Origin of the sequence: Ancylobacter pratisalsi (genome assembly GCF_010669125.1) — a bacterium.
Taxonomy (GTDB): Bacteria; Pseudomonadota; Alphaproteobacteria; order Rhizobiales; family Xanthobacteraceae; genus Ancylobacter; species Ancylobacter pratisalsi.
The window spans coordinates 3,774,167-3,787,269 of sequence record NZ_CP048630.1; the positions used below are offsets into that span (position 1 = coordinate 3,774,167).

The following is a 13,103-nucleotide window of genomic DNA, read 5'->3' on the forward strand; positions in this document are numbered from 1 at the left end:
TGATTTTTAATTGAATTTGCACTTCGTCTCGGGTCTGTCGAAGCCGAGCGTGTCGAGTGGCGTGACCTGGTGGAGAAACCCCGCCTGCGGCGAGAGCGTCACCGTGTTGGTGGCATGGGTCAGTAAGATCGGCTGGCGCAGCTGATGGTCCCAGTCGCGGAAACTGGCGGCGACGCCCTTGAAGACCGGCAGGTCGTAATCCGGCGAAAGCAACAGCGCTTCCACCTTTTCCGGATCGCTGTCGCGGGTCTTCAGCCCCGCTGAGCCGATCGCGAACACGCCCTGCCACATCTGGAAGTCCATTGGCTGCATCATCCGCTTGGACTGCTTGAAGAAGCGGCTCTGCAACTGCGCGGCGCCCCAGTTCTCCATAGTGGGGTGCCAAGAGAGCGGCATCAGCCCCTGTGTGCCGGCGATCGGGCGCGCGAGCCAGGTGTTGTAGGGCAGGATGTCGCCGAATTCGCCGAGTTCGTCCGCCACGATCAGCAGATCATAGTCGCCAACCTGGGTGCCGCGGGGCACCTCGGACTGGGCCGTGGCGCGCGCATCCGGCCCGTAGTCCCACACCTTCTCGGCAACGATCTTGGCGCCGAACTTCTTCGCCGAGCGCCGCACCGCTTCGGCATAGAGCTTGTCCCCATCGGTACGACCAATCATCAGGAACCAGTTGCGCCAGCGCTTGGTGACGAGAAACTGGGCCAGCGCGTCCGTCAACATCGAGCGGCTGGGGGCGACGTGGAACACGTTGGCCCGGCAGTCCTCCTGGCGCAGGCGATCATCGGTCGCGCCGACATTGATCAGGGCGACCTTTCGGCCCTTCATCGCGTCAGCTATCCGCAGCAACTGATCCGCGGGCACATCGAGCAGGAGATAGGCATTGCCCGCGTCGACCAGCTTCTGTGCCGCCGCCAACGGGTCGCCATCCGTGGGCACGATCTCGGAGGTGAGCTGATAGTCGAGTTTGAGAAACCGGCCGCTGGTGAGACTGTCGCGAATGCCAAGTTCGGCCCCGGCAATGCCGAGATCATCCGGCGGCATCTGCAACGGCGCGATCCATGGCGGTGGCTCTGGCAATTGCCTCACCACGCCGATCTTGAACGTCTGCGCAGGCGGAATCGCAGCCGCCGGTTTTGCGGCCAACGGCGGCGAGGCAGGCTGCTGGGCCATGACGGGGGCAGCGGCACACACACCCAAGAGGCACCCCGCAACCGCGGCGTTCGCCATCCAATTCATTGGCATTTCGTCCCTGATGCGTTCTTTTTGGGAGGCGGATTTGACGTTCCGTCATCTTCCAAGAAAGTCTATCAAAGACATCTGAGTATTCAACACAATAGAAAGTATAAGAATTTAATAAGACTGTAAGATTGCCGCATTTATATTGGAATTATTCCTGAATATGTGACGGAGTTTTGATCGTCATCAGTTGCGGCAACCGTGTTGAGCGATATGATCTGGCCCAGGCGATGAAACAAATCGCGCAAGGGAGTCCGTCCGGGATGAACAGTCTCACGCGCGTCGCCGGCGCCATAGCGGCAGGCATCTGCGTCTTCGCCCTTGGCGTGTCCGCTGCCGCAGCGGCCACACGCGTGGCGGTGTTTGACTTCGAACTGTTCGATACCAGCGGCGAAGCCGGCCTCAATGGTCCGAAACCGGAAGAGGCGCATCGTCTTGCGCTCATCTCCGATGCGATGCGCCGGAAGCTCTCCGAGATGGGCTATCAGGTCCTCGACCTGGCGCCCGAGAAAGCCCAGATCGAGGAGCAGACGCCATTTCGTAACTGCAATAGCTGTGAGCTGCGCATCGCGCGTCGGCTTGGTGCCGATATCGAGGTGATCGGGTTGGTGCAGAAGGTGTCCAACCTCATACTCAACATCAATTTCCAGCTCCGCGACGTGGCGGATGGCAAGGTGCTGCGCGCGGGAAGTGTCGATATTCGCAACAACACCGACGAATCCTGGATGCGCGGGGTCTCCTACCTCATGCGCAATCGACTGTTCGATCCACCTCTGACCGGCAAGGCGACGCCATGACGGGCCACCCGATGTTTCCTCGTCGTCATTTTCTCGCGGCGGCGGCGGGCCTCGCGCTGCTGCCCATATCCGCTCGTGCGCAAAGTGGCGCGTCCGTGGGCACGCTGCGGATCGGCGCGCTGAAGTTTGGCACGCTGAACTGGTTGATTGCCACCATCGAGGCGGAAAAGCTCGGCGCCAGGGAAGGTCTTGTACTGGACAGTGTCGACTTCGCCAGCGGCCAGGCGACGACGGTGGGGCTGCAGGCGGGAGACATCGATCTCATCGTCACCGACTGGCTATGGGCGATGCGTCGGCGCGCCGATGGCGAGCGCCTGCGCTTTGCACCGTTTTCGAATGCCCTCGGCGCGCTGATGGTGGCGGCGGACGGGCCGGTGAAAACGCTCGCAGACCTGCGCGGGCGCCGGCTCGGCGTTGCCGGTGGTGCATTGGACAAGAGCTGGCTGCTGCTGCGCGCTTATGGCGAAAAGCAGATCGGCGCGGATCTCGCCCAGGTTGCCGAGCCGGTCTACGGCGCGCCGCCGCTGGTGAACCAGCAGCTTGAGCTCGGCCGCATCGACGCGGTGTTGACCTTCTGGCCCTATGCGGCGCGGCTGGATGCCAAGGGCTATACGCGTCTGCTTGATGTGAAGGACGTGATCGTGGGGCTGGGCATCGACCCCGCGCCGCCGCTTGTGGGCTATGTTTGGCGCGAGGCGATCCTGGCCGAGAAGGGCGCGGCCATTGCCGCCTTCCTGCGCGCGGCGGCCGCTGCCAATCGCGTGCTGGCCACCTCCGACGCAGCGTGGGAGCGCATTCGCCCGCTGATGCAGGCGGCCAATGATGCCGAGTTTCGAAAGCTCTGCGACTATTACCGTATGGGCATTCCGGGCAGCTTCGGGGAAGCTCAGCGCGCGTCCTGCGCCGCTCTCTACAAGGTGTTGGCCGATATTGGCGGACCCGAGCTGGTCGGGCCGAACCCGGCGTTCGATCGCGGTCTCTTCGCACCGTCGGGGGAGTGAGCCGGCGGTGTCCACGGCTTTTCGCCTGCTGCTGACCGCGTTCTCGCTGCTCATGCTTGTGCTGGTCTGGCAGGTGGCTGCCTGGTGGCTGGCGTCTCCCCTGTTGCCCGGGCCTCCCGCTGTGATGAAGGCGATGGAGCAGGCGGCGGCGCAGGGGGCGCTTCAGACCAATATCGCCATCACTCTGGCGCGGGTCGCCGTGAGTTTCGCCCTCGCCATGGTGGTGGGCTCGGCTGTCGGAATCATGCTCGGCCGGTCGCGGCAGCTCAACGAACTGTTCGGCCCATGGCTGATCGTGCTGCTGAACCTGCCGGCGCTGGTGATCATCATCCTTTGTTATGTCTGGTTCGGGCTCACTGAGGTCGCGGCGATAACCGCCGTTGCCATCAACAAGATTCCCAACGTTGCGGTCACGATGCGCGAGGGCGCGGCCGCGCTGTCACGCGATCTCGACGAGATGGCGCGAGTCTACCGCATTCCCGCGTTCAAGGCGCTGCGCGACGTCACCTTGCCCCAGCTTGTGCCCTTCTTCACCGCCAGCGCGCGCTCCGGCCTCGCGCTGACCTGGAAGATCGTGCTTGTGGTGGAGCTGCTCGGGCGTTCCAACGGGGTCGGGTTCGCCTTGCAGACCGCCTTCCAGCTGTTCGATGTCGCCACCGTGCTGGCGTATGCGCTGGCCTTCACGGTGGTCGTGCAGTTCATCGAGATCGCGTTGCTCCAGCCATGGGAACGTTGGGCGAACAGGTGGCGGCGATGACGTCGATTTCCCTGACCATCGCAGATAAACGCTATCCCTCGGTCGGTGGCGCACCGGCGCGCGAGATTTTCCACGACTTCCGGCTCGATGTGGCCGCGCATGAATTCGTCGTGCTGCTCGGCGCGTCGGGGCTGGGAAAGACCACGCTTCTCAATATCGTGGCCGGTCTCGACACCGCGTTCCGGGGGGACGTGAACTTTGGTTCGCCGTCACCGCGCATCGCCTATGCCTTCCAGAGCCCGCGTCTCCTGCCGTGGCGGACGGTTCTCGAGAACGTGGTTCTGCCGCTGCCGTCCGGGCCCGCGGCGCGCGAAGGGGGGCTGGCGATGCTGCACGAGGTCGGCCTTGCCGATCTGGCGGATGCGTATCCGGAGAGACTGTCGCTCGGGCAGCAGCGCCGGGTCGCGCTGGCGCGCGCCTTCGTCATCGGGCCGGACGTGTTGCTGATGGACGAACCCTTCGTCTCGCTGGATGAGGCAAGCGCCACGCGGCTGCGTCTGCTCCTGCGCTCCCTGTTGCTGAAACGTGCCGCGACGGTGCTGTTCGTGACACATGACGGCAACGAGGCGGCGGCGCTTGCCAGCCGGATCGTCCTGCTGGAGGGCGCGCCCGCCCGGGTGGCTCTCGATGTGGTGGACGACCTCACGCCGCAGGACCGGGCAAGCACGGCCAGGGTGGAGGCCTTCAGGCGCCGGGTCGGGCTCTCCGTGGCAGACTGAATTCCACCACCGCGGCATGAAAAAGCCCGGAGCGCCTTAGCCCCGGGCTTTGAGGAAGTCGGTCGATCGGAGAGGGCGGAGCCCGTCTTCTCCATCCAGAAAGCAGCGGCGGAAGCCGCCGTCACTTATCGAGGAAAATCGCCGCCAACCGCTGGAGCAGGCCCTTCGGATGCTGGGCCGCGGGCGGTGCTATTGTCTGTCCAGGGTTGCTTCCGATCTAAGCGGCGAACGGATGCTTGGCGGAGCCGGCCTTGGCCAGCACGTCCTTGATCTTCGGCTCGCCATCCACGGCGCGCTTGAGCGCCTCCTTGGTGGCCTCATAGTTGAACTGCTGGATCTTGGCGTCGTCCGAAGCTTCCCAGTGGATGAACACGCCGACCGAAATGAACAGGTCGTCGGCTTCTTCTTCCGGGATCACGCCTTCGGCGACGCTGTCGACGACAGCCTTGGCGACGGCATACTGGGCCGGGCCGAACATCTGAACCGCCTGACGGGCGTCCTTGATGGTCACTTTGTTGAACAGGATCGTGTTCGGTTTGGCGAGCAGGTTCGGGGTCACCACGGCGAGAAGCGAGGTGAAGCCGTCCTTGTTGTTGGTGAGCGCATTGAGGAAGGCACTTTCCGCAGCAGAGCCGCGCGGACCAATGATGAGGTCGATATGCGCAACTTCGTTGCCGTCGCCAACCAGCGACTCACCGATGAGTACCTTGTTGATCTTGGCCATCTAAATCCTCCCAGACGGGGTTTCATGATCAAGGGGCAGGAAATGCCCCTCTCAAATGTCCCGGCTATCTTTGTTGCAGCGTTTGGAACACCAAACCGGTTGGCCCGATAGCGCGACCAGACACGTGACAGGCGAGAGACTGTCTCGCTTCGCCTTTGACTGCAAGGGATTCTTCCGCCCGTTCCGGCTCCGCGGCCGCTTTCCGCCCTCTGGGGCCACGGGCCGTTTGCCGCACCTGCCGGCTGAGGAAATTGGGGGCATGTCCAAAGAATGTTCAAATCCGCACGGCAATGGTCAAACGTCGGGCGATGAAGTGATCCGCCCACGTTCGGGTTGACGTATACATGTCAGCCAACCTTATTGGCCTCGTTCTTGCTCTCGTGTTCGTTGCACCGGAGGGGCCGGATAAAAACCGGAAGGCGCCACTCGGCACTTACTTCGGAAGGAAGGGGAACGCAGGGGGTTCTGGCTAGCGCCAAAGGAACCAGCTTATGGAACTCATCTTGTCGATCTGCCTCGTTGCCAGTCCCGGAGTTTGCCGCGAGGAAGCCCTTTCCGTTTCGATGGAGCAGGCTCCCGTCCCGACCCAGTGCGTAATGACGGCGATGCCGGCCATCGCCGAGTGGAGCCAGACCCATCCCAAGTGGAAGGTGCTGAAGTGGCGCTGCGGCCGGCCGGGCGTGGGCGGACAGGACATCTGACCGCTCCTCGCGCTCGATAGCGTCTTCGCAACCGCTTTTGTGTTGCGCCGCAGCGTGCGCGGCAGGCCCGTCCGTGTGAGTATCCCGACGTCACCTCGGTTGGAACCGGGCGGCGCATACGGGACTGAGGCATGGGGCGCCTGTCTTTTTCGTCACTTCGAGCGCGCATGGCGCTGCTTCTTGCCGTTGCGGTTCTGGTGACGGCCGCGTCCACGGCTATGCTGGTGACGACGCTTGGCGCGGCGAATGTGCAGGTCGACCGTCTGGTCAATGCCCAGAACAGGCTTGAGCTGCTGTCTGGCATTTCCGGGCGCATAGGCGACTATGCCGTCGTAGCGTTGCGTTCCGCGCACGATCCGCAGCTGCGCCAGCAGGGGGCGATGACGGCTGTCCGGCGTGCGGTACAATCTTCCTTCCAGAGATTTGAAAACGCGCTTGGCGCGGATGTCGGCCGGATGGGTGACGAGGAGCAGCGCACGCTGATGGCGGCGCGCAGCCGGACCGTGGCCCGGCTTCGGGCCCAGTTCGAGGTTCTGGATCGCCAGATTGAAACGGCCTTTCTGCGACCCGATCCCGCCGACGGCGTCCGGGTGGCGCTCGATGTCTTCGCCGCCGGCTTCGGGGCGCCGCTTGGCCAGGCGATGGAAGACGAGCGTGTGGCCGCGCACGAGGCGCAGTCTGCCGTCGCGCAGCTGCGCGACCGGACACTGCGCTGGGGCCTCAGCGGGGTGCTCATCGCGTTTCTGGTCGCGGTGTTCGTCTATCAGAGGCTTGGGCGGTCGCTGGTCCATCGTGTGGCCGACGTGGCGACGGCCGCTTCCGCTCTGTCGCAGGGGCGCACCGATACGCGTCTCACCGTCACCGGGCATGACGAGCTCAGCCTGGCCATGGCGCGGTTCAACCGCATGGCGGCGCAGCTTGCGCGTCGCGAGGCCCGGCTGGTCGCGGCGCAGAGAACGCTCCAGGAAATCGTGGATGCGCGTACGGCCGAGCTTCGGGCCGCCAATACCCGGCTTGAAAGCGTCGACCTCGCGCGCCGCCGGTTCTTCACGGATGTCAGCCATGAGCTGCGCACGCCGTTGACCGTTATTCTGGGGGAGGCCGAAATAACCCTGCGGGGTGCGCACCCGCCGGAGGATGAACTGCGTGCGGCGCTGATCACCATCCAGAACCGAGCCCGCAGGCTCCATCGCCGCGTGGAGGACCTGCTGCGGATCGCCCGTTCCGAGAGCGGACAGATCGAGCTTGAGCGTTCGCTGTTTCCGGTGCGCGATCTGATGGAGGAGGTGCGCGAGAGCATGTCCCCGCTGGCGCGTGGTGCGGGGCTCTCGCTCGTGCTTGCCGAGGCGCAGGAAGGGCTTCTTCTCAACGCCGACCGCGACTGGCTGCGCCAGACGCTGGACGGGCTGGTTGCGAATGCGATACGCCATTCATCAGCTGGTTCGAGCATCCGGATCGACGCCGCCGGGGAGCAGGGCGCGATCGTCCTGCGCGTCTGCGACAGCGGCTCGGGTATCCCTGCCGAAGAGCTGCCTCATGTGTTCGAGCGCTTCTGGCGCGGAGCAGCGGGTGGGCGCGAGGGCACGGGGTTCGGCATCGGCCTCGCCCTTGCCAAGTGGATCGTCGACCGCCATGGCGGTCAGATCGAAATAGAAAGCAAGACCGGCCGGGAAGAGGGCGGGCAGAGCGGGACATGCGTGACCGTTCGTCTTCCTTCACCTGAGACCGACATCTGTCTGGAGGCCGCCCAATGACCATTCTGATCGTCGAGGACGATCCCGACATCGGTTCGCTGCTGCGCAGAGGTTTCGCCTCGGAGAGCTATCAGGTCGAACTCGTCGGCGATGGCGAAGAAGCCCTGAAGGCGGCCAATGGCAAGGCGCTGCAGGCGATCATCCTCGATGTGATGTTGCCCGGCCGCTCGGGTATAGAGGTGTGCCGCGCGCTGCGTGCGGGCGGTCAGACCGCGCCGATCATCATGCTCTCCGCCCGGTCCAGCGTGAATGAGCGCACCGAAGGGCTGCTGGCGGGCGCGGACGACTACATCGTCAAGCCCTTCGCGTTCGAGGAACTGCTCGCGCGGGTGCGGGTGCAGGCGCTGCGCCGCACCAATGACGAGGCCGAGCCGCGCGTGCTGACCGTCGGCGGACTCACGCTCGATCTGGAGACCCGTCAGGCCCAGTTCGGCTCCACGCGCGTGCGTCTGACCGAGCGGGAAATCGAGCTGCTGGCACTGCTGATGCGCCATGCCGGCGAGCCCCTGGCGCGCGCGGACATTTTCACCGCCTTGTGGGCCGGCCACGGCGGCGCGTCTCTCAATGTTGTCGACGTCTATGTCGGCTATCTGCGCCACAAGCTCGCGGAAGCGCTCCCGGAAGGCACGCACATGATCGTGACCGTGCGCGGTCGGGGCTTCATGTTTGAGCCGGAGCCCGGTTGACGCTGGTTCTTTCCGCATTACGTCAGCTTCGGCGCTTAAGAGTAATGCTGGTATAATGTGTGCCAAGTCGCCTTTCTAGATGAATGTCTGAAGCAATACTTGACGTGATGTGGAATAGTCCCCACACTCTTTCATGCGGTAAAACAACCGCAAGTCCATTAAGCTTCTTATGAATTTCTTAGAAGCATAATGGAAAGCAACAGAATGAGGAGGATGAAATGGCCTGGAACACTCCGCGTATCGTCGAAATTTGCGTCGGCATGGAAGTCAACGCCTATTATCCGGCTGACTTCTGAGCCCGAGAGGTGCCGGCTGACGCGGTTCTGACCTGTCCAAGCTCATGACCGTGTCTCGCCTGCGCCTCACTGTGCTCGGCTCGGCAGCCGGAGGGGGATTCCCCCAATGGAACTGCCGATGTCCGGTTTGCACCCTCGCCTGGGATGGTGATCCCCGTGTCCGCCGTCGGACCCAGTCGTCCATTGCGGTCACCGCGGATGGCGAGAGGTGGGCATTGGTGAACTGCGCGCCCGAAGTCCTCGCGCAAATTCAGACTGTGCCGGCACTGCATCCGCGAGGAGGCCGCCGGCATACGCCGGTGGCCTCTGTGCTGCTCACAAATGCCGATATTGACCACGTCGCCGGGCTTCTCAGCCTGCGCGAGGGGCAGCCTTTCAGGCTTTTGGCGACGCCCGCCGTGCATGCTGTGCTCAGCGCCAACAGCGCCTTCGACGTATTGGCCGAAGGAACGGTGGAGCGCCACGCCGTGGAACTCGGAACGTCCTTCGAATTGGTGGCAGGCGTTACCGCGACCATCTTTCCTGTGCCGGGAAAGATCGCGCTCTATCTTGAGGCGCGCGAGCAGGCCGAGAAGGGGCGCCTGGCCACCGATATCGAGGGTGAGCAGACCATCGGCGTCGAGTTCAAGGCCGGCGGCAAGCGGGTTCTTTATATTCCCGGCTGCGCCATGCTCACCGAGGCACTGGCCGCGCGTCTTTCCGGGGCCGATGCTGTTCTCTTCGACGGCACTCTGTGGCGCGACGACGAGATGATCCGCGCGGGCCTAAGCGAGAAGACCGGGCGGCGCATGGGCCACATGAGCATGTCGGGTTCCGACGGTTCGATGGCCGCGCTGGCGGATATCGACATCGGCCGGCGCATCTATGTGCACATCAACAACACAAACCCGGTGCTGATCGACGGCTCGCACGAGCGCGTCGCGGCGAACCGGGCCGGCTGGGAAATAGCCGAGGACGGGATGGAGATCGCCCTATGACCACGCTGATGACGCCTGACGAGTTGGAGGCGCGCCTGCGCGATGTCGGCCGGCGGCGCTATCACAACCTGCACCCGTTTCACCGGCTGCTTCACGATGGCAAGCTCGACTTCGGCCAGGTGCAGGCCTGGGCCCTCAATCGCTACTACTATCAGGCGATGATCCCCGTGAAGGATTCTTCCATCCTCGCCCGGATGGAAGAGGCCGAGCTGCGCCGGGTCTGGCGCCAGCGCATTATCGACCATGATGGCGACCATGACGGGGAGGGCGGCATTGCGCGCTGGCTGACGCTCACCGACGGGCTGGGCCTTGACCGCGAATACGTCACCTCGTTGCGCGGCCTGCTGCCGGCCACGCGCTTCGCGGTGGACGCCTATGTGCACTTCGTGCGCGAGAAGTCGCTGCTGGAGGCCATCGCCTCCTCGCTCACGGAGATGTTTTCGCCGGGCATCATCGGCGAGCGTGTCGCGGGCATGCTGAAGAACTATGATTTCGTTTCCGAGCAGACGCTGGCCTATTTCGAGAAGCGCCTCACGCAAGCGCCCCGCGATGCCGATTTCGCGCTCGACTACGTGAAGAAAAACGCGCGCACCCCGGAGCAGCAGGAAGCTGCGATCCGTGCGCTCGAATTCAAGTGCAACGTGCTGTGGGTGCAGCTCGATGCGCTCTACTTCGCCTATGTCGACCCCAAAATGGCCTATCCCGGTGCATTCGCGCCGAAGGAAACGCGATGACCCAAAGCCTAGCCGCGACCGACGTTCCCAAGCTTGTGCGCGGCGTGCGCCTTCGTCACGACGAAGCGCGCGGGCAGTGGGTGCTGCTGGCACCCGAAAAGGTGCTGAACCCCGACCCGGTCGCCGTCGAGATCCTGAAAAAGGTGGATGGCATGCGCACGATCGACAGCATCGTCGATGAGCTGGTGACCGCCTTCTCGGTGGATCGCGAGCGGGTCGCTGCCGATGTCGACGCCTTCCTTGCCGGGCTTAAGGAGAAGGGCATCATCGAAACCATGCCCTCGCCGATCGGGGATGCGGCATCATGAACGTCGCCGCCGCCCCGCTGACGGAAAAACTGGCACGCCCGGCGCCGCCGGCGCCCTACGGCCTGCTGGCGGAACTCACCCATCGCTGCCCCCTGCAATGCCCCTATTGCTCCAACCCTGTTGCGCTCGACCGGCGCGATGTCGAACTGGACACCCAGAGCTGGCTCAGGGTGTTCAGCGAGGCAGCCAAGCTCGGCGTGCTGCAGGTGCATCTTTCCGGCGGTGAGCCGACCGCGCGGCGCGACCTTGAAGTGATGATCCGCCACTGCGTCGAGGTCGGCATTTACACCAATCTCATCACCGCCGGCGTCGGTGTCACGCCTGAGCGTCTGGCCTCGATCTCGGACGCGGGCATCGATCACGTCCAGCTCTCGTTCCAGGGGGCGGATGCACCGACGACCGACCGGGTCTCGAATTTTCGCGGTGCCCATGAGCGCAAGCTCGCCGTGGCGCGCGAGGTACGGCGGCTGGGCCTTCCGCTCACCGTCAACTCGGTGGTCCACCGCGCCAATATCGAGCAGATCCCGGCCTTCATCGAGCTGGCGCTGCAGCTGGGCGCCAAGCGCATCGAAATCGCCCACGCGCAATATTATGGCTGGGCACTGCGCAATCGCGGCGCGCTGATGCCCACACGCGAGCAGGTGTTCCGCGCGCTCGACGTGGTCGAGGAAGCACGCATCCGCCTGAAGGGGCAGCTCGCCATCGACGCGGTGGTGCCGGACTATTACGCCAAATATCCCAAGCCCTGCATGAATGGCTGGGGTCGCCAGTCGCTCAATGTCACGCCCTCGGGCAAGGTCCTGCCGTGCCACGCGGCCGAGACCATTCCCAGCCTCGATTTCTGGAATGTGCGCGAGCACTCGCTGCAGGAGATCTGGGTCGACTCGCCCGCGTTCAACGCCTTTCGCGGCACGGACTGGATGCCGGAACTGTGCCGCACCTGCGAGCGCAAGGAAGTCGACTGGGGCGGCTGCCGGTGCCAGGCGATGGCGATTGCCGGCGATGCGGCGGCCACCGATCCCGCCTGCCACAAATCCCCGCTCCACGCCGATCTTCTGGCGCTTGCCGAGCGCGACTCTCACTCGCGCGTCAACGGCTATGATTATCGGCGCTATCTGACGGAGCGGGACGGATGACAGCTGCCCGCCCGCCGAGCCGGCGTTCCCGCTCTTCCGCCCGTGCGTACCTGCCGTCGCGGATTACAGAAGTCTTGAGAGTCAGGTGTTCCATGCTGCGTGTTCCCGCCCGTTTTACCGCGGGTTTCTCGGCCGGTGTTCTGGCCCTCGCCCTTGCCGCCATGCCCGCTGTCGCGGCGCCCAGTGCCAAGGCTCTTTTCTTCGACGCTCCCTATCTGTCGAGCGTCGCGCCCGGCACCACGCTGAACTACACGTACAAGCACATGGCCAGCGAAGAGCGCCTCGGGCAGAGCTTCGATGAAACCATGGCGATGGATGTCGAGGCCGCGCCGGAAGACGCCGCCGGACGCGTCGTTGATGTGGCCATCACGCGGGGTACTCAGGAAAGCGAGGCTGGCCCGTTCCCCACCATGAACGGCAATCCGATCGCGCTGGTTCTGCTGGAGCGCGAAGTGCGCGAGATGGCGCAGCTCACAAAGGGCAGCCCGTTCTACCTGCGCAACCGGCTGCGCGAGCATCTCGCCAGCGGCAAGGTGGAACCGGCGAGCTTTGAATATGACGGCAAGAAGGTGGAGGGCTGGCGCATGACCATGGTTCCCTTCGCCGACGATCCGAACAAGGACAAGCTCGCCGAATTGGCCGGGCGGCATTACGAGTTTCTTTTCTCCGATGCTGTGCCGGGCGGGCTTTATTCCATCAATGTCGTCACGCCCAAGGCGGATGGAGCGGGCAACATCATCGAAACAAGCCTCACTCTGACCGGCACGACGGTGTCGGCCGCAAAGCAGGCGGGAGGAAAAGCCCCATGAGCGACGTTAAACCCCACGTCATGCACCTGATTGCGGGCGCCATGCTCGCCCTCTCTCTGGCCGCGGGACCCGCGCTGGCGCAGGACGCCTCTTCCGGTACGACATTGGCGCCGGTGCCGGCGGGGGCGAGCAAACCCGCCCCCAAGGCGCCCTCGGCGGGGCTGGTGAACGACTACCCAACCGTTGCACGCGCGGACTATGTGTTTGGCTGCATGGCCGCGAACGGCCAGACGCGCCAGGCGCTGGAAAAATGTTCCTGCTCCATCGACACCATCGCGACGATCCTGCCCTACAAGAAATATGAGGATGCGGAGACGATCCTCAGTGTCGGTCAGGTTGCGGGGCAGCAGTCGGAAATCTTCCGTTCCACCGCGATGTTCCGCGATATCGTCGCCGATCTGCGCCGCGCGCAGGCCGAGGCCGAAGTCACCTGTTTTTACTGACGATACCTGCTTCGGCGGACGCAGCATC

At 64.2% G+C, this 13,103-nt stretch carries 14 protein-coding genes and 1 pseudogene; 13 read left to right on the forward strand and 2 right to left on the reverse strand.

Features of this window, described 5'->3' with window-relative positions; all coding sequences use genetic code 11:
* Window positions 1-6 precede the first annotated feature (6 nt).
* Window positions 7-1,038 carry an ABC transporter substrate-binding protein gene (locus G3A50_RS17675; protein ID WP_246252503.1) on the reverse strand — a complete coding sequence of 344 codons (1,032 nt, stop codon included), beginning with the start codon at window positions 1,036-1,038 and terminating at the stop codon, window positions 7-9.
* A 371-nt stretch (window positions 1,039-1,409) separates the two neighbouring features.
* Here G3A50_RS17675 and G3A50_RS17680 point away from each other — a divergent pair, with 371 nt between their 5' ends.
* Genes G3A50_RS17680 through G3A50_RS17695 form a run of 4 tightly spaced genes read left to right on the forward strand, consistent with a single transcriptional unit; the run spans window position 1,410 to window position 4,507 of the window.
* Window positions 1,410-2,030 (forward strand): DUF3280 domain-containing protein, encoded by a 621-nt coding sequence (locus G3A50_RS17680; RefSeq protein ID WP_246251830.1) that lies wholly within the window; start codon window positions 1,410-1,412, stop codon window positions 2,028-2,030.
* The gene (locus G3A50_RS17685; RefSeq protein WP_163076475.1) at window positions 2,027-3,031 is read left to right on the forward strand and encodes an ABC transporter substrate-binding protein; all 1,005 of its coding nucleotides are present in this window, start codon (window positions 2,027-2,029) and stop codon (window positions 3,029-3,031) included. Before G3A50_RS17680 ends, G3A50_RS17685 begins: the two co-directional genes overlap by 4 nt.
* 7 nt (window positions 3,032-3,038) lie before the next feature.
* Window positions 3,039-3,788, forward strand: coding sequence for an ABC transporter permease (locus tag G3A50_RS17690; RefSeq protein WP_163076476.1), 750 nt, complete (start codon window positions 3,039-3,041; stop codon window positions 3,786-3,788).
* Entirely contained in the window at window positions 3,785-4,507 is a 723-nt protein-coding gene (locus G3A50_RS17695; protein ID WP_246251832.1) for an ABC transporter ATP-binding protein, read from the forward strand. The genes G3A50_RS17690 and G3A50_RS17695 overlap by 4 nt, the downstream gene beginning before the upstream one ends.
* Before the next feature lie 217 nt (window positions 4,508-4,724).
* On the opposite strand, the gene fae is transcribed toward G3A50_RS17695, so the two are convergent.
* On the reverse strand, window positions 4,725-5,231 hold the full coding sequence (gene fae / locus G3A50_RS17700; protein ID WP_163076478.1) for a formaldehyde-activating enzyme: 507 nt from the start codon (window positions 5,229-5,231) through the stop codon (window positions 4,725-4,727).
* A 491-nt stretch (window positions 5,232-5,722) separates the two neighbouring features.
* On the opposite strand from fae, the gene G3A50_RS17705 reads away from it, so the two are divergent.
* The 9 genes and pseudogenes from G3A50_RS17705 to G3A50_RS17750 all read left to right on the forward strand — a co-directional run bounded on the left by G3A50_RS17705 (window position 5,723) and on the right by G3A50_RS17750 (window position 13,075).
* Entirely contained in the window at window positions 5,723-5,932 is a 210-nt protein-coding gene (locus G3A50_RS17705) for a hypothetical protein (RefSeq protein WP_163076479.1), read from the forward strand.
* A gap of 167 nt (window positions 5,933-6,099) precedes the next feature.
* On the forward strand, window positions 6,100-7,686 hold the full coding sequence (locus tag G3A50_RS17710) for a sensor histidine kinase (RefSeq protein ID WP_246251833.1): 1,587 nt from the start codon (window positions 6,100-6,102) through the stop codon (window positions 7,684-7,686).
* Window positions 7,683-8,372 carry a response regulator transcription factor gene (locus G3A50_RS17715; RefSeq protein ID WP_163076481.1) on the forward strand — a complete coding sequence of 230 codons (690 nt, stop codon included), beginning with the start codon at window positions 7,683-7,685 and terminating at the stop codon, window positions 8,370-8,372. Before G3A50_RS17710 ends, G3A50_RS17715 begins: the two co-directional genes overlap by 4 nt.
* Before the next feature lie 218 nt (window positions 8,373-8,590).
* Window positions 8,591-8,668, forward strand: coding sequence for a pyrroloquinoline quinone precursor peptide PqqA (pqqA, locus tag G3A50_RS17720; RefSeq protein WP_163077795.1), 78 nt, complete (start codon window positions 8,591-8,593; stop codon window positions 8,666-8,668).
* 59 nt (window positions 8,669-8,727) lie between these two features.
* On the forward strand, window positions 8,728-9,645 hold the full coding sequence (pqqB, locus tag G3A50_RS17725; protein ID WP_210255327.1) for a pyrroloquinoline quinone biosynthesis protein PqqB: 918 nt from the start codon (window positions 8,728-8,730) through the stop codon (window positions 9,643-9,645).
* Window positions 9,642-10,687: pseudogene (gene pqqC / locus G3A50_RS17730) on the forward strand (pyrroloquinoline-quinone synthase PqqC). Before pqqB ends, pqqC begins: the two are co-directional and overlap by 4 nt.
* Before the next feature lie 17 nt (window positions 10,688-10,704).
* Window positions 10,705-11,823 carry a pyrroloquinoline quinone biosynthesis protein PqqE gene (gene pqqE, locus G3A50_RS17740; RefSeq protein WP_425483480.1) on the forward strand — a complete coding sequence of 373 codons (1,119 nt, stop codon included), beginning with the start codon at window positions 10,705-10,707 and terminating at the stop codon, window positions 11,821-11,823.
* 92 nt (window positions 11,824-11,915) lie between these two features.
* Entirely contained in the window at window positions 11,916-12,632 is a 717-nt protein-coding gene (locus G3A50_RS17745; protein WP_163076486.1) for a hypothetical protein, read from the forward strand.
* On the forward strand, window positions 12,629-13,075 hold the full coding sequence (locus G3A50_RS17750) for a hypothetical protein (protein ID WP_170308647.1): 447 nt from the start codon (window positions 12,629-12,631) through the stop codon (window positions 13,073-13,075). Before G3A50_RS17745 ends, G3A50_RS17750 begins: the two co-directional genes overlap by 4 nt.
* Window positions 13,076-13,103: the final 28 nt, after the last annotated feature.